Raw genomic sequence first — 17,712 nt, 5'->3', positions numbered from 1 at the left:
TGTCAAGCTAGCCGAGCTTACTAGTACTTACACTCGCTTAGTTTGCTAGTCATATTTCTAGAAATGGTATCGTTTGATAATCAGAACGACTAACTATTACGGTTGTGGTACGACGACAACGGTTGGCGTTACGCCTTTATTCATTTGCACAGATTGTTTGGCAGCAGGTGCGACTTTAGGAAGTGAGATAGCAACATACTGGTCAGTGATACGGCGAGCTAAAGTATCATAGAGCCAATCGCGAGTCTGATCGCCTTGCTGATCGTCAGTACTAACAGATGCTTCGTTGTACTGATAGCTTCGCTCGACCTGAATGGGGTTGCTCAGTGTTACAGGCTTACCATTTTCCATCGTTTGATAGCTGACATCTGCTGATAGTACTAAGCGAATTTCTGTTAATACGCCAACCAATTCGTAACGCTTAAAACGTACATTACGGATGTCGATAGCGGCAATAGACTCAGCCCCTGCTTGTTGGTTATTGCGGGCAACTTCTTCCGAGCTTATATTACTAATAACATCGACACCTAACGTCTTTAGGCGGCGCGTCAATGGTAGTTTCAGCGGGAATGAGGTGCGATTGTCTTCGATAATAACTGCTGTTTTTTCGACGTCAAGCAGCATCGCTGAGTCGTAGCCACGCAGCTGAAAGCCGCAGCCGCTAAGAGCAGCGGCTGCACCTACCACCGCAAACATTGGCAGCGTGGCAAGTAAGACTGCTCCGAACTTTTGGCCGTGGAACTTTTTATTAGCTAGGCTGTATGCGCTTAATCTTGGTTGCGCCTGCTCAGCTCGATGCTTGTATGACATAAACGCTATCCTCATATGATAAGAAGGCTTAGAGCATTAAGCCTAAAATACTTAGCTCAAGATACCTCAGCCTACAACCACGATGTTAACCAGTTTGTTAGGAACGACGATTTCTTTTTTGATCTCGCCAGTGATGAATTTTGCCACGCTTTCCATGGTACGAGCTTGCTCTTTTAGCTGCTCAGGATCACTGTTCGGTGCGACATCCATCTTACCACGCATCTTACCATTGACCTGTACCACCATCGTGATCATGTCCTGTACCAGCGCACTTTCATCCACGGTTGGGTAGTCCAACGTTAAGGTATCAAGACCTAACTGCTCAAGCAGATGCTCGCCAACGTGCGGCGCGTATACAGATAGCATAATTAGCAGATTGGTCAATGCTTCGTGTTTGACGTGTAGCTCTTGCCCATTACTAGCGTTAAAGCCAGTCAGCTCATTAGCAAGTTCCATTAGGCTTGATACTGGCGTGTTCAATGCCAGACGATCACCCAAATCACTATCAATCTTAGCAATCGTTTCGTGCGTTTTACGGCGTAAGTTTTTGGCTTCTTTGCTTAGACCGTCTGTGTTCAAGGTAGCACTATTAAGCGTATCAATGCTGATGTTAGCGGCTGTTAGCGCTTGCATATGGTCGGTTGCAATGCGCCATACTTTTTTCACAAAGTTATAAGGGCCTTTTAGCGCGTCATCTGACCATTCAAGCGTTTGATCCGCAGGCGCAGTAAATAGCGTATATAGACGAACCGTATCAGCACCATATTTATCAATAGTTAGCTGCGGATCTACGCCATTGTTCTTTGATTTAGACATTTTTTCGATTTTGCCAATCGTCACTGGCTGGCCGTCTGACTTCAAGATAGCTTTGATTGGTTGACCACGTTCGTTGAAGTCAATATCGATATCTTCTGCAAAGTAATAGGTCGTACTGCCATCCGCATTGACGCGGTAGAACGTACCAGCGAGCACCATACCTTGGGTCATTAGATTGGCAAATGGCTCGTCGCCGGTGACTAAGTTTTCGTCACGCATCAGCTTGTGGAAGAAACGCGCATACAACAGATGCATCACCGCATGCTCGACACCGCCGACGTATTGGTCAACAGGCAACCATTTATTGGCCGCAGACTTGTTGACCATGTTTTGCGCATCATTTGGACTAGCAAAACGTGCATAGTACCAGCTTGACTCTACGAATGTGTCAAAGGTATCGGTTTCGCGCTCAGCAGGGTTGCCACATTTAGGACAAGTGGTATTGACAAACTCTGGGATGTTCTTGAGTGGATTACCACGACCATCAGGTACGACGTCGGTTGGCAACACAACTGGTAGGTCTTGCTCTTCAACAGGTACCGTACCACAATGCTCACAGTTGATCATTGGGATCGGGCAGCCCCAATAGCGCTGGCGAGATACACCCCAATCACGTAGGCGATACTGGATCTTTTTCTTAGCCAGCTCTTTTGGCTCAAGTTTGGCTAGCATTGCTTCAAATGCTTGCTCAAAATCTAGACCGTCAAACTCACCTGAATTAACCAAAGTGTTGCGTTCAGTATAAGCAAGATTGACTTCACTATCGTTCGCTTTGGCATCTGCTTTTAGCTCATCAAAATAGCCATCAGGGGTATTGATGACCTGTTTGATTGGTAGGTCGTACTTAACCGCAAATTCATAGTCGCGCTCATCGTGAGCAGGTACTGCCATCACTGCACCTGAGCCGTAGCTCATCAGTACGTAGTTGGCAACCCAAACTGGAACCTCTTCACCAGTTAATGGATGCGTGACGGTTAGACCTGTATCCATACCGATTTTTTCAGCTTTGGCCAGATCAGCTTCAGCAACTGAGCCTTTTTTACAAAGGGCACAGAATTGGGCGATTGCGTCATCTTGCTCAGAGGCATACTGTGCAAGTGGATGCTCTGCGGCAACAGCGACATAAGTCACACCCATCAAGGTGTCAGGACGAGTGGTGAACACATCTAAGGTGTTTTCTTCACCAGCAAGCTCATAAGGGAAGTGGACTTCCATACCAGCACTACGACCAATCCAGTTGCGCTGCATGGTTAGTACTTCAGACGGCCAGTGACCTTCTAGCTGATCCAAATCATCCAATAGCTCATCAGCATAATCAGTGATGTTGAAGTAGTACATAGGTATGTCACGTTTTTCGACCGCAGCACCACTACGCCAGCCTTTGCCATCGATAACTTGTTCGTTTGCTAAGACAGTGTTGTCAACAGGATCCCAATTGACCGTCGACAGCTTTTTGTAGACCAAGCCTTTTTTGTACAATTGCAAAAATAACCACTGCTCCCACTGATAATACTCAGGGCTACAAGTGGCAAATTCACGTGACCAGTCAATAGACAGGCCTAGCAATTTAAGCTGCGCGCGCATGCTGTCAATATTGGCAAATGTCCATGCCGCAGGTGGCGTTTGGTTGGCAATCGCTGCGTTTTCAGCTGGCAAGCCAAAACCATCCCAGCCCATTGGCTGCATGACTTCATAGCCTTTGAGACGATAATAACGGCTCAATACGTCAGAAATCGTATAGTTACGAACGTGGCCCATATGCAGCTTACCACTTGGATAAGGGAACATCGACAGCATGTAACGGCTTGGCTTGTCGCTTGGCTCATTGCTTACTTCAAAGCGCTTGTCAGTTGCCCATTTGGTTTGCTGCGCGGCTTCTATCGCTTGCGGGTTGTAATAGTTGTTTTCTGTTTGGTCTGCTGTCACGGCGTTGCTCATAGTCGGCTCGAAATTGGTTGATACTGATTTATTTAATACGGATTTGTTTAATACTGATCAAAATAGGTGGAATTTGACAATGCCATAGCATAGCGTAATTTGGCGAAAATTGCGACGATATGATGCACTTGCTTACTAGGTTTGACGATTAAAAGTAAAGCATTCTCTATATCCAGTCAGCCTTAGGTATAATAGACAAATTAATGCATATTTATGAGGATTTATCATGACCATCACCATTTACGGTATCAAATCTTGTAGCACGATGAAAAAAGCGTTTACTAAGCTAGACGATTTAGATGTCAGCTACGATTTTCACGATTATAAAAAACAAGGTATCGATAAAGAAACAGTACAGCGTTGGGTAAATGAGCTAGGTATCGACAAAGTGCTCAATAAGCGCGGTACGACATGGCGCAAACTAGATGACAGTCAAAAGCAAGCAGCTGATGCTAGTGTAGACACCGCGATAGATTTACTCGTGGAAAATACCAGCATGATCAAACGTCCGATTGTAGAAGGTCAGGTGGCAGATAGAGATCAAGCAGTATTACTATGCGGCTTCGATGAATCTGAGTTTGATAAAGTTTTTTCGTAAAATTGAGCTATAAAAACTAAGCTAGGCTGATTATTAAAGATAAAAATGCATAAAAAAGCCCGAGCGTTTATATCAACTCGGGCTTTTCTACACTTAGTTTTTTTAATCTAGTATTGCTATATTTTTCTAGCTCAATGAGGAGTCTATCTCACGACTAATGAGCGTACCAACCCCTTCGTTGGTGAAAATCTCAAGTAAGGTCGCATGAGGAACACGGCCATCAACGATTACCGCGCTTTTGACGCCGCTACGTACCGCATCAAGCGCACATTGAATCTTAGGAATCATGCCGCCTGAGATAGTGCCATCTTCGATTAAGCTATCGACTTTCTTTGGCGTGAGTCCAGTCACTACTTCGCCATCACGGCCCAATACGCCTTTGATATTGGTTAATAGCATTAGTTTCTCTGCTTGTAAAAACTCTGCCACTTTACCTGCGACCAAATCCGCATTGATATTATAGGTGTTGCCTTCAGCGTCAACACCAAGTGGCGCGATTACAGGAATAAAATCAGAGGCAATCAACATGTTAATTACATCTTTATTGACGCTGACCACATCACCGACAAATCCTAAATCAACGGGTACAGCGATACCATCTGCGCCAATTTTTTCCATCATCAGTTTTTTGGCTTGAATCAAGTTGGCGTCTTTACCTGTAAGACCAATCGCGCGACCGCCATGTTTATTAATCAAGCTAACAATCGATTTGTTGACGCTACCGCCCAAGACCATCTCTACGATATCCATGGTACTTTTGTCAGTGACGCGCATCCCATCGATACGGTCTGATTGACGACCGAGCTCTTTTAGGAGATTGTCAACTTGCGGGCCACCACCATGTACGACTACTGGATGCATACCGACGGTTTTTAGCAAAACAATATCGCGAGCAAATGAGCTCTCAAGCTCAGGGTCGGTCATGGCGTTGCCGCCGTATTTTACGACGATGAGTTTATCAACAAAACGCTGGATATAGGGCAGAGCAGTGGTCAATACTTCAGCGGTGTTTTTGGCATCATCTAAATTAAGCGTCATTACAAACTCCTAAGGGCCGGGTTTAAATTGGTTGTTTTTCTACTATGTCTAATGAGACAGTTATATATTTTATGAGGCTACTCCGCGGGAATAGCAAGAATCTGTTCTGCTAACGCTGCGTTAAATGGTCGGCATAAAGCGGCAAATGTTGCCTGAATATCTTTTAGGTCATTTACACTGTCACCTGCAAAGCGCGCGGTCAGGCTATTACTGGTATTTGATTGACGCAGTACGCCAAAGCCATGCGCAAAGTCTAAACGCACACCATCGATACAGCTCAGCTTAGTCCCTACAGGTAATAATTCATGCGTCTGTTTTAATGCTACTTGCGACTTCGCAGTAGCGCAAGCACACGCTGATGACTTGCATGTTGTGGCGGGCAGGCAAGTATCTTTTAACTGCTGACTAGATGAAGAATCAGTATGAGTAGACATATCTACTAGATACTGCAAGTAATGACAAAATCTCGTTAATTGCTCTACAAGTGAGCAGTCGGTAGTAGTCGTCTGCGGCATTGGCAAGTAATGGTCAGCAGTACTGACTATAGTAGGCAAGCTTTGGATGATATCTGCTAGCGGTTTTTTATCATTAGCATCATCATGAGCTTGGTCAAGCCAATGCAGCAACCGTAATGCAGAATACATCGCATCATCGTAAGGAATAAAGCGGCTGTCATTAAAGATGAAATGTCCTGATAATTCACCAGCAAAGACAATCTGATTGTCAGGATGCTGTACCTGCTGGCGCATAAAGCTGCTGCCAGTCTTGCTAATCACAGGTGTAGTACCAAGCTCAGATAACAGTCTTGGCAAATGATGGGCGCACTTAATATCGAAAAGAACTTCAGATGCTAATAAAGAGTTGCTAAGAGAGTTAGGGTGCTCAGTAATAGCAATACGAGCCAATAGATAGAGCAAATGATCGGGCGTAACTATTTTGCCGTTATTATCAACGATCATCAAACGATCGCCATCGCCATCAAACGCTAAGCCTATATCTGCTGCGTGCGAAACAACGGCTCGTTGCAATTCGTTTAGGCGATTTGGTTCGGTGGGGTCTGGATTACCAAGGGGAAAGTTGCCATCTGGTGTATCATTGAGAAAAATAACCTGTTGGCAAAAACGTTCGAACAAGCGTTGAGCAATACGCCCAGTTGCGCCATGCATACAGTCAATAACTATGACCAAATCAAGTCTATAAGCGCTTTTCTGATTGGCTGCAATTGCCGAGTAATTATGCTGAAATAATTGTTCAAATACCTGCTCAATAGCATCAATATAAACGTTTGCTACTTGATGAGTAGGTAGTTGCTCAAGCAAATCAATTGGTAATTTTGAGTCGTAGTTATTATCAATGTTTTCTGAATGCAAGATAGGATTGTTAGCTTGATTATCGGGATAAGCGTGACAACTATGATGAGCGGTTAGCTGATGATAAAGCGTCTGTATCTCTGAGCTACTAGGAGATTTGTTATTTACTAACCACTTGATGCCTAGTATGTCTTTAGCGGAATGGCTCGCTGTTACGACTATGCCATGGCCTTGATATTGCGCTGCCCAAAATGCCATCATCGGCGTGGTAACCAGACCTAATTGGATTACGCGTAAACCCTGCTGAGCTAGTACAGTAGAGAGCATAAGTGCAATGGCTTCACTGCCAATGCGCATGTCATAACCAACAACGACAACATTTTGCTTAGTATCAACAGAGGTACTAGCATTAGAGGCATTAGCATTGATGTTTTGAGTCGGTTGGCCGTTCTGCGCATTGTAGAGAGTAGCAAAAGCATCGCCTAACGCGTGTATAAAACTGCTAGTAAAATACTGGTTGACACCGCGAATATCATAAGCACGGAATAAGGATTGCTGCGCCGCAAAAGGTGGCATTGCTTACTCTCCTTATAACCGTGATAGATGTTCAATGATAAATAAAAATGAATAGCGCAAGGTTTTAGATATAGCTTAATGAAAACCTTAAACGCTATCTAAAAAGTTGTCAGAAAAATTGATCAACAAAATAGCTACTATTGGCGACCTGAGTGTCCAAACCCGCCTGCACCGCGTACGCTTTCATCACTGAATTCTGCAACCACTTCAAACTCAGGACGCGCAACAGGTAACACGATGTACTGTGCCATACGCTCAGCTGGGTTAAGAACAAAGTCTTCGCTACTGCGGTTCCAAATACTAACCATCAGCTCGCCTTGATAGTCGGCATCAATTAGCCCAACCAAGTTACCCAAGACGATACCGTGCTTATGGCCAAGACCTGAACGCGGTAAAATCATACCTGCATAATTAGGATCTTGAATATAAACGGCAAGGCCTGTGCCGATTAAGTGTGTTTCACCCGCTTTAATCGTTAACGGCTCGTCAATACAAGCACGCAAATCAATACCTGCACTGCCATCGGTGGCGCGAGTTGGTAGAGAAAACGCTTCGTCTTCAGTAATTTTAGGGTTTACCACTTTAACTTGTACAGCTTGCATAACACACTCACTTAACGATTTGATGGTTTTTAAATTATGATTTAAAACTAAGGCCTTGAACTAGGGTTTTAAACAAATCTTATTCGACATTTTTAAACAAATAGCAATTCTATATTTTAATTGTTCAGCAATTCAGCAATTCAGCAATTCAGCAATTCAGCAAAAAACTAAAGTATCAGCACGCTAGCCAATCCTAAAAAGGACATAAAGCCGACGATATCCGTGACGGTCGTTAGGATAACCGAAGCAGATAGAGCAGGGTCGATATTCATCCGTTTTAGCATCAGCGGTATGCTGATGCCCGAGACATTAGCTGCAGTCATATTGATCGCAATGGCAAAACCGATGACGGCACTGATCTTAATATCATGAAACCATAACTGAGCAATAAACGCCATAATTATCGCCCAGATGATACCGTTTATCGCACCCACCCACAGCTCTTTATTCAATAGCCAGACACGGTTGGAACCACCGATTTGACCCATCGCCATCCCGCGAATAACGACCGTTAAGGTTTGCGAGCCAGCAATACCGCCCATACTGGCGACTACTGGCATCAATATCGCTAGCGCCACGACTTGTGCTAGTACTTCTTCAAACTGTCCAATCACTGCTGCGGCCAAAAGGGCGGTACATAAATTGATACCTAGCCAGACGCTACGGCTTTTGGCGCTGGTTAGGATAGGGGCAAACAGCTCTTCATCTTGGCTAACACCAGCGAGGTTTTTCATGGTGCTGTCGACATCATCTTGGATAATCTCCATGATATCCTCGCCGTTTAGTTGACCAACCAGCTCGCCATGGCTATTGATGACGGGGGCAAAACGAATATCCTCTGAACGAAAAATCGCGGCTGCATCTTGAATATCCAAGCGATCATTAATTGTAATGGCGGTATCAATCAGCTCCGAGACCAAGGTGTTTTGTTTATGCTTAATTAAATCTACTAGACTGAGTAGGCCTAGTAATTGCTGGCTTTGATCAACAACTAACAGCTCTTGGCTCTCGTCATCGAGCAGGTCGTCGTTTTCACGCAGCCACTCTTGCACATCAGTTAGATAGATATCATCCCTTATCTGGATAATATCGGGATCCATATAGCTGCCCACTTCCCAGTCGGCATAGGTATCAAGCTTATTGACTTGGACTCGCGTCTCTTCGTCTAGCGTTGCCATGACTGAGGTGCGTACGCTCTCAGTGACAGTGTCCAAAATCTCAGAAATATCTTGCGCATCAAGGTCTTGGGTGAACAAGGATATTTCTTGAGAAGAAATGTTCTCCATCAATGGCTGGCGCGTATCGACATCTAGCTCGGCAAGTACCTCACCTTTGATATGCTCTGGCACCTGCGCCCAAATCAACAGACGGTTTTGAGTTGGGAAGGACTCTAATAGGTTGGCAATCTCGTATTCGGATTGCTTTTCCAAAAACTCTGTAATGGCCTCGTATGCTTTGTCAGCAACCAACCCCTGCAGATACAGAAGCTTATATTCGGCACTATATTCAGCCGAATTATAGTCTCCTGACAGCATGGCAGTTCGTTCCTGATTGGGCGTCGGGGTAGGCATAAGTGTTCCAAGTTTTTACAGTCAATTTTTTACAGTGTATAAAGAACAATAACAATAACGATTATAACAATCGTTTTTTGCACAGTCTGAAGCGTGTTCTCGCAAGCATTTTACTTAGGTGTTTATTACTTAAGTGCTTAAATGTTTTGGTTAAGATTAACGCTTACCCAGTAACGCTCGAATATTGGCCAGATATTCATCAGCGACGGCTTCTGGGTCCTTGGTCGCTTTTTTCTTTTTCGCTTTAGCAGGCCAGTCAATATGATCCTCAGGGAGCTCATCCAAAAATCTTGATTCTGAGGTAACGCGCATCTGACCACCGGCACGGCGCTGGGTCGCGAGCGTCAATGTCAGCTCACGACGCGCACGGGTAATGCCCACGTACATCAGACGGCGCTCTTCTTCGACCGTCTCACTCATAATAGAGTTGCGATGCGGCAGCATCTCTTCCTCAAGCCCCATGATATACACAAAATCAAACTCCAAGCCCTTTGCCGCATGTAAGGTCATCAAGTTAACTTTGTTGGTATTCTCTTCTTCTTGCTGTTGCTCAAGCATATCTAGCAATACCAGCTTACGGATGATGGTATCAATCGTCCGGTCTTCGTCTTCTTCAGCACGATTGATCAACGACTGAATACTGGTGTACAGCATATCGATATTATCAATACGGTTTTTTTCTTGTTGCGGCGTTTTGGCATCGCTACGAACAAAATCAATATAACCTGTCTCATCAATCATCTGGCGTACGATAGGTACAGGGTCTGGGTGTTGATCCAGCTCACGCGTATAGTGCTCGATGAATTCACCAAACTCTTTTATCGTACCATAAGCCTTTGACGGCAATACATGAGTCAGACCAGCGTGGGTACAAGAGGCCAGTAACGATATGCTGTGCTCTTGCGCAAACAAACCAAGTTTTTCTAACGTGGCTGGTCCCATACCGCGCTTAGGTGTATTGATAATACGTAAAAACGCGCTGTCATCTTCAGGGTTCAAAATCAGGCGCAGATAGCCCATGATGTCTTTGATTTCACTACGCGCAAAGAATGATTGACCGCCTGATAATTTATAAGGCACTTGCAGCTGTCGCAATTGTGCCTCTAGCATACGTGCTTGAAAGTTACTACGGTACAGAACCGCATACTGTTCCCACTCGTTACCAAAACGCAGCTTATGCGTGACGATTTCTTTGGCGACGCGCTCGGATTCATCATCGTCATTACGGCAGTTAATGATGCGGATTTTTTCGCCTTGGCCTTTATCTGACCACAGTTTTTTCTCGAATAAATGCTCATTATTTAGAATGACGGCGTTGGCAGAAGTCAAGATACGTGTGGTTGAGCGGTAATTTTGCTCAAGCATAACGATTTTTAGTTTTGGAAAATCTTCTTTTAGCAGCGCCATGTTTTCAGGCTTTGCCCCGCGCCATGCATAGATAGATTGGTCATCATCACCTACCACGGTGAAGCGACCTTGCGGACCGACCAAGTATTTAATCATTTCATACTGGGCGGTATTGGTATCTTGATACTCATCGACCAATAGATAACGAATACGGTTTTGCCATTTGTCTCGCAGTTCTCTGTTTTCACGCAATATCTTGGTTGGCAAGACAATCAAGTCATCAAAATCGACGGCATTATAAGCACGCAGATTACGCTCGTATAATGCATACAAAGTTGCAAAAATCATATCTTCTGGATCGTCTAATGTTTCCATTGCCTTGTCAGGATCAATAAGATCGTTTTTCCAATCCGAAATCATTTTTATCGCTTTGCCGACCAACTCACGACTTTCAGCGCCGCTTAGGTTGTCGCGCATCATCAGCTCCATCAGCAGACGCTTACTGTCATCGCTGTCCATGATAGAAAAATTGCCTTTTAGCGGGGTATGAATCAGCTCATAGCGCAAAAACTGTAGACCAAATTGGTGAAAGGTCGATACCGTTAACCCGCGCATTTTTTCGCTTGGTAGCAGTTTGCTTACCCGCGCTTTCATCTCACGTGCCGCTTTATTGGTAAAGGTCACGGCGGTGATGCGCTCAGCTGGCATGTCACATTCTTGGATTAGGTAAGCAATCTTACGCGTAATCACAGAGGTTTTGCCGGAGCCAGCACCTGCAAGTACAAGTAATGGACCAGATACGTAGAGCATGGCTTCTTGTTGTTTGGGATTGAGTTGACTCATAACGTGACCTGTAAGACAAAAGCAAAAAAGAGGGTAGCGCTGATATGAAAAAGATAGATAAACGCAGCGCGAATCATCAAAACTCGTATCGTTGCGATATTTTAATAATCTTTATTATAAGAATAATAGAATTTAAGGTTTGATGATGGCATATCATAAAAATCTGGTGGGTCATTATAAAGCAAAAATGCTCACTTTGGGGGAGGACTTGGGTGATGAAAGTGGGGTATTCAGACACTTGATTTTTGACAAATAGCGTGGCAGTGTTTGCTCATAGCCAAAAGTACGAATTTGGAGTTAATATAAGGTAAGGTCTATATCATAATTCATAGTAAAAAAAACACATTTTTTTTACACAGAAAGTGACCGTTCAATACAGTTAAAAACTAGCTTTTAGGCACTGATATGCGTATAGTACGTAAATAATTTATGCCAGTTGTCACGTCATTGTTGACCACGTGTAATGAGCTATTAAATCAATTAAGTAAGCAGTCGAATATGATATTGATTTAATACGTTGATCTTACGTTGTTAGAAGATGCGTTGGGCGACCAGCCTTTATCCGCGCGCATACCGGAATCTCTACAGTTGGTCACGTCTGACATCGTCGTCAATAAGCTTGATAATTGGTTGTTACCAGCAAAATACCTAACATGTGACTCAATGACAGTTACTTAAACACAGTGACAGTTACTGAAGTGCAGTGACAATTACTTAAATGAAGTCACTTTGTGTTTTCGTCTGCGTTATACCTGTCGTAACATGGCCTGAGTGGGTCAGTGCTTGCGCTGTGTCTAACAATCGATTGGGTGAGGAGCACGTATTATCATGTCTGCTTTTAATTGGTCAGCCATTGCTTTTATCTTAGCCGCCATTGGGCTAGTTGTCTTTATGCTGGTCGTACCGCGCTTACTTGGCGGTCGCTCTCAAGGCTCACAAAAGGAAGAAGTATTTGAAGCGGGTGTTGTCGGATCTGGCAACGCCCGTATTCGTTTGTCTGCCAAATTTTATTTGGTCGCAATTTTCTTTGTGATTTTTGATTTAGAGGCGCTATATCTCTACGCTTATGCTGTGTCGGTACGGGAGGCTGGTTGGCTTGGCTTTGCCGCCGCTGGCACGTTTATCACTATTCTAATTATTGGTTTGATTTATGAGCTGAGCTTGGGTGCGATGAACTGGGCACCTGCTGATAAGTTACGCAAAAAAGCACGCTTATATGCGGCGCCTGCAGGCTTTAATTTGGCAGACATCACCAAGTTTGATGGTGCTCATGAGCTAATGGTCGATCCGACAGGTAAAGTGCCCGCGCAGTCATCCGGTCAAATCAATGTCTCAAACAATATTGAGACCAATCGTCGTCATCTACAAAACATCGATCATATTAATACCACGGGTAACGTTACTTCTGTGGATTTTGCGACGTCTGCTCAGCAGGACAAAACTGAACGTTAATAGCAGTTGATGCTCAGCTTATAGCGTTTGCAAAAACGAGCAGCAAAGCATGAAGGCGTCAGTTCTGTTTGTATTAATGATCGCTGATGATTAGCCACTTATTAATAATAAAATTATGGCGACAGCGCGAGCAAGATGATTGCCACGCCAAGCCTAATATGAAGGTTGTATGTTATGAAATACACATTAACAAAAGCCAACCCCGATGCAGATACCTATCCTGCACAGACCAGTCAAACGGTCAATGATCCTATCGAAGATGAAGTGAATAAAAACGTCTTTATGGGTCGTCTCGAAGACCTCGTTCATTCAACAGCAAACTGGGGGCGTAAGAACTCACTGTGGCCATTTAACTTTGGTACCTCTTGCTGTTATGTTGAATACGCTACTACCTTAACCGCCGTTCATGATTTGTCACGTTTTGGGGCAGAGGTTATTCGTGCCTCGCCTCGTCAGGCAGATGTCATGATCGTCGCTGGTACTTGTTTTGTCAAAATGGCCCCTGTCATCCAGCGCCTATATGAGCAAATGCTTGAGCCAAAATGGGTTATCTCTATGGGTGCCTGTGCCAACTCGGGCGGCATGTATGATATTTATTCTGTCGTACAAGGCGTCGATAAGATTATCCCTGTTGATGTGTATGTGCCAGGTTGTCCGCCGCGTCCAGAAGCGCTTATTCAGGGTTTGATGTTGTTACAAGAATCTATTACTAAAGAGCGTCGTCCGCTGGGTATCCATGTCAATGAGCAGGGTATCTATCAGCCGCAAATGACGCCTGAGCGTGACCGCAAGCAGGCAGATCGTATCGCTGTTAAAAACTTGCGCAGCCCAGATAGTATTTAAGTTTCAAACAGCATTCAGACTTATAGCAACAGTTTCAATATTTTATGCGCTTATCATAGTTAGGTTATGATTAACATAGTTCAGTTATGATTAATGAAGGAATACATCATTCATGGTCACGGTAGTCGAAAACATAGATCCTAAGATCAAGCCCGTCCCAGCAGTCATCACAGAGCTGGAGCAAAAGTATGCTGGTAAATTTGTCGTGCAGCAGACTGTGGATGAAATTCCAACGGTTTGGGTGGCGCGTGCTGATTTATTAGATATTCTCTTATTCTTGCGCAAACTGCCTAAACCGTATGTCATGCTATTTGACTTATCAGCGATAGATGAGCGTTTACGCCAGCATCGTGCAGGGTTGCCTGACAGTGACTTCACGGTGTTTTATCACTTGATGTCGCTTGAGCGTAATAGTGATGTACGTATCAAGGTCGCGTTAAGCGAAGACGATGTTAATGTACCGAGCGCCACCAATATTTGGCCAAATGCCAACTGGTATGAGCGTGAAGTGTGGGACATGTTCGGTATTGTCTTTACAGGTCATCCGCATTTGACCCGTATTTTATTACCAAAATATTGGGAAGGTCATCCACTGCGTAAAGAGTATCATGCGCGTGCGACTGAGTTTACCCCATACTTCTTGAATACGGCCAAGCAACAGTATGAGCAAGAGAACCTGCGTTTTGTCCCAGAAGAATGGGGCATGAAGCGTTCAGGTCGTGACGAAGACTTTATGTTCTTGAACATCGGTCCTAACCATCCCTCTGCTCACGGTGCATTCCGTTTGGTATTACAGCTAGATGGCGAAGAAGTCGTCGATTGTATCCCTGATATCGGCTATCACCATCGCGGCGCAGAAAAGATGGCTGAGCGCCAAACATGGCACTCATTTATTCCTTATACCGACCGTATCGATTATCTCGGCGGTGTAATGAATGAGCTACCGTACATCATGTCGGTCGAAAAGCTTGCTGGAATTACCATTCCACCGCGCGCTGAAACTATCCGCGTGATGATGAGCGAGTTCTTCCGTATTACCAACAATTTACTATTCGTCGGTACGTTCATTCAGGATGCGGGTGGTATGACCCCTGTATTCTATATGTTTACCGATCGCCAAAAAGCCTATGACGTCATCGAAGCCGTGACTGGCTATCGTATGCATCCCGCTTGGTTCCGTATCGGCGGTACTGCTGCTGACCTGCCACGTGGCTGGCAGCGTCTGGTGCGTGAGTTCCTAGATTGGATGCCAAAACGCTTGGACGAATATGTCAAAGCGGCATTGCAAAACAGTGTGCTCAAAGGCCGTACTCAAGGTGTTGCTCAATATAATGCCAAGCAAGCATTGGCTTGGGGCGTCACTGGTGCAGGTCTTCGCGCGACAGGCGTTGACTTTGATCTACGTAAAGCACGTCCATACATGGGCTATGAAAATTACGACTTTGAAGTGCCAGTCGGTTACAACGGTGATGCTTATGATCGCTGTATGGTAAAAGTCGAAGAGATGCGTCAGTCGTTACGTATCATTCGCCAGTGCATGGACAATATGCCACAAGGCCCTTATAAAGCGGATCATCCACTGGCCGTACCACCACCGAAAGACCGTACATTAAATGATATCGAAACGCTGATTAACCACTTTATCTCAGTATCTTGGGGTCCTGTGATGCCAGCGGGCGAATGTACAACGATCGTCGAGGCGACTAAAGGTCTGAACAGTTATTACATCACCTCAGACAAGGCCACGATGAGCTATCGTACCCGTATCCGCACACCGACATTTGCGCATTTGCAGCAGATGCCATCGGTCATCAATGGCTCGCTGGTTTCTGATGCCATTATGTATCTGGCATCGATTGATATTGTGATGGCGGACTGTGATCGTTAGAGCCGCTGCTTCAAAAGTATTTGTTCATCAATATATTATTGCCTGATGGCACACCAAAATGCTGTCATTCGCCAATATAACCACAGTTTTAATCAGACTGATATTGGCTTGTGATAGAGCAGGATGAGTGAGGAAAGACAGAAGATTATGAAAATTGTTTCCGACAAAATGCCAAAAGTAGATGTGGAAAGCATTCTCACTAGTGATGAAATCGCTGCCATTCATGAGTTTATACATCATTACCCACAGGCGCGTGCTGCCTCGCTAGATGCACTAAAAATCGTGCAAAAGCGCAACGGCTGGGTCGATGATGCGCAAGCAAATGCCATTGCTAATATCCTAGACATCCCGATGTCAGACATGGATGGGGTTGCGACTTTCTTTAACCGTATTTATCGCCAACCTGTCGGTCGCCATGTGATTCTCATATGTGACTCCGTGGCTTGTTATTTGACAGGTTATGAAGCGCTGTCAGCTGAGATTAGATCACAGCTGGGTATTGAGTATGGTCAGACAACTGCTGACGGACGTTTTACCCTATTGCCAATTTGCTGCTTGGGCAACTGTGATAAGGGACCAGCGGTACTGATTGATGAAGACACTTACGGCCCTGTCCAGCCATCTGAGGTCGCGCAATTATTGGAGCTATACGCATGAGTTTAACGATTTCAGAGCAAATTGCTCGTCGCGGTCAAGGCCAAGCGCCAAGCCAGCTAAATGCACAGCGTGTTCCAATCTATGGTGATAAAGCGACAGCCACTAGCGAAACCAAGCCTTTGACTTGGCGTTTAGCGCATCATGATGCGGTGCTTGATTTAGCCACTTATGAGTCTCTAAAAGGCTTTACGGGTCTAAAAGAAGCCCTATCCAAATCGCCTAAAGACGTCGGCAATATGATTAAAGCGGCCAATGTCAGGGGTCGCGGTGGTGCGGGCTTTAACGCTGGTCTTAAATGGTCGTTTATGTCACCGCCGGACGGTTTGCCGCGTTATCTCATCTGTAATGCGGATGAAATGGAGCCGGGCACGTTTAAAGACCGTTTGCTCATGGAGCGTCTACCGTTTCAGCTGATCGAAGGTATGCTGATTACCGCTCATGCGATTGGCGCCACTGACGGTTATATCTTTATCCGTGGTGAGTATATCTTGGCCGCTGAACGTTTGGTCGCTGCTATCGAAGAGTGCTTGGCTAATAATCTCATGGGCGATAATATTTTAGGCTCAGATTTTAGTTTTAATCTGCATGTGCATACGGGCGCTGGACGTTATATCTGCGGTGAAGAAACAGCGTTAATTAATTGTCTAGAAGGCCGCCGTGCTAACCCACGTACTAAGCCGCCATTTCCGCAAATCTCTGGTGCATGGGGTCGTCCAACCGTTGTTAACAACGTTGAGACTTTGTGTAATATGCCAGCGATTTTGAATCATGGCGTTGAGTGGTATCAGTCGTTATCTGAAATTAAAGGCAAAAGTAAAACGCCAGGCACCAAACTATTTGGCTGCTCAGGTTTAGTTAATGATCCAGGCCTTTGGGAATTACCGTTTGGTTATACAGCTCGCGAAATCATTGAAGATTTAGCGGGTGGTATGAAAGATGGTAAAACGCTCAAAGCATGGCTACCGGGCGGTGCCTCGACTGACTTTTTGACCGCAGAACATTTGGATGTGGTGGTAGATTTTGACACCATTCAAAACGCTGGTAGCCGTATGGGTACTGGTCTGATTATGGTCGTCGATGAATCACAAGACATGGTGCCATTACTACGTAACCTTGAGATTTTCTTTCAGCGTGAGTCGTGTGGTTGGTGTACACCATGCCGTGATGGTCTACCGTGGGGCGTGAAACTGCTTACCGCCATCAATGATGGTGAAGGGCAAGTGGGCGATGTAGAAAAACTAGAAGGCCTAACGCGTGACTTATGGATTGGTAAAACATTCTGTGCGCATGCTCCAGGTGCGATGGAACCACTAATGAGTGCGATTAAATATTTCCGTCCAGAGTTTGATCAAAAAATCGCGCAGGCGGTTGGTGTCGATGTTATTGATGCTGCAGCCAACCAACAGCCAGTAGTGAAATAAGG

The 17,712-nt window shown here is 44.9% G+C and carries 13 protein-coding genes; 6 read left to right on the top strand and 7 right to left on the bottom strand.

The window, feature by feature from the left end:
* Window positions 1-96 precede the first annotated feature (96 nt).
* The gene (locus JMX96_RS02860) at window positions 97-810 is read right to left on the bottom strand and encodes a hypothetical protein (RefSeq protein ID WP_227676867.1); all 714 of its coding nucleotides are present in this window, start codon (window positions 808-810) and stop codon (window positions 97-99) included.
* 66 nt (window positions 811-876) lie between these two features.
* Window positions 877-3,564, bottom strand: coding sequence for a leucine--tRNA ligase (leuS, locus tag JMX96_RS02855; RefSeq protein ID WP_201567182.1), 2,688 nt, complete (start codon window positions 3,562-3,564; stop codon window positions 877-879).
* Between the two features lie 226 nt (window positions 3,565-3,790).
* Here leuS and JMX96_RS02850 point away from each other — a divergent pair, with 226 nt between their 5' ends.
* On the top strand, window positions 3,791-4,162 hold the full coding sequence (locus tag JMX96_RS02850; RefSeq protein ID WP_201567180.1) for an arsenate reductase: 372 nt from the start codon (window positions 3,791-3,793) through the stop codon (window positions 4,160-4,162).
* 126 nt (window positions 4,163-4,288) lie between these two features.
* Here JMX96_RS02850 and argB read toward each other — a convergent pair whose 3' ends face one another.
* From argB to JMX96_RS02825, 5 genes are all read right to left on the bottom strand, one after another.
* Window positions 4,289-5,200, bottom strand: a complete 912-nt coding sequence (argB, locus tag JMX96_RS02845; RefSeq protein ID WP_057758912.1) for an acetylglutamate kinase — start codon at window positions 5,198-5,200, stop codon at window positions 4,289-4,291.
* Between the two features lie 77 nt (window positions 5,201-5,277).
* Entirely contained in the window at window positions 5,278-7,086 is a 1,809-nt protein-coding gene (locus tag JMX96_RS02840; RefSeq protein ID WP_201567178.1) for a phosphomannomutase, read from the bottom strand.
* Between the two features lie 137 nt (window positions 7,087-7,223).
* Complete coding sequence (gene dut / locus JMX96_RS02835) at window positions 7,224-7,688, bottom strand: dUTP diphosphatase (RefSeq protein ID WP_201567176.1); 465 nt, start codon at window positions 7,686-7,688, stop codon at window positions 7,224-7,226.
* Window positions 7,689-7,855: 167 nt separating this feature from the next.
* A complete protein-coding gene (gene mgtE, locus JMX96_RS02830; RefSeq protein ID WP_057758917.1) occupies window positions 7,856-9,259 on the bottom strand; it encodes a magnesium transporter in 1,404 nt (467 codons plus the stop codon).
* Between the two features lie 156 nt (window positions 9,260-9,415).
* On the bottom strand, window positions 9,416-11,449 hold the full coding sequence (locus JMX96_RS02825) for a UvrD-helicase domain-containing protein (RefSeq protein WP_201567174.1): 2,034 nt from the start codon (window positions 11,447-11,449) through the stop codon (window positions 9,416-9,418).
* 828 nt (window positions 11,450-12,277) lie between these two features.
* Between JMX96_RS02825 and ndhC the strand changes: the two genes are divergently transcribed.
* The 5 genes from ndhC (at window position 12,278) to nuoF (ending at window position 17,710) form a co-directional block, all read left to right on the top strand.
* Window positions 12,278-12,901: an NADH-quinone oxidoreductase subunit A gene (gene ndhC, locus JMX96_RS02820; protein ID WP_102091044.1), complete on the top strand. Its 624-nt coding sequence runs from the start codon at window positions 12,278-12,280 to the stop codon at window positions 12,899-12,901.
* Between the two features lie 174 nt (window positions 12,902-13,075).
* Window positions 13,076-13,744 (top strand): NuoB/complex I 20 kDa subunit family protein, encoded by a 669-nt coding sequence (locus JMX96_RS02815; RefSeq protein WP_101206265.1) that lies wholly within the window; start codon window positions 13,076-13,078, stop codon window positions 13,742-13,744.
* Between the two features lie 112 nt (window positions 13,745-13,856).
* Entirely contained in the window at window positions 13,857-15,632 is a 1,776-nt protein-coding gene (nuoC, locus tag JMX96_RS02810) for an NADH-quinone oxidoreductase subunit C/D (protein ID WP_057758925.1), read from the top strand.
* A gap of 147 nt (window positions 15,633-15,779) precedes the next feature.
* Window positions 15,780-16,289 (top strand): NADH-quinone oxidoreductase subunit NuoE, encoded by a 510-nt coding sequence (nuoE, locus tag JMX96_RS02805; protein ID WP_201567172.1) that lies wholly within the window; start codon window positions 15,780-15,782, stop codon window positions 16,287-16,289.
* Window positions 16,286-17,710 carry an NADH-quinone oxidoreductase subunit NuoF gene (gene nuoF, locus JMX96_RS02800; protein ID WP_114700720.1) on the top strand — a complete coding sequence of 475 codons (1,425 nt, stop codon included), beginning with the start codon at window positions 16,286-16,288 and terminating at the stop codon, window positions 17,708-17,710. The genes nuoE and nuoF overlap by 4 nt, the downstream gene beginning before the upstream one ends.
* The last annotated feature ends 2 nt before the right edge of the window (window positions 17,711-17,712 follow it).

It is taken from the genome of Psychrobacter sp. JCM 18900 (assembly GCF_904846625.1).
Classification (GTDB): domain Bacteria; phylum Pseudomonadota; class Gammaproteobacteria; order Pseudomonadales; family Moraxellaceae; genus Psychrobacter.
The sequence above is the reverse complement of the archived record's forward strand: the minus strand, read 5'-3'. Positions and strand labels throughout refer to the sequence as shown.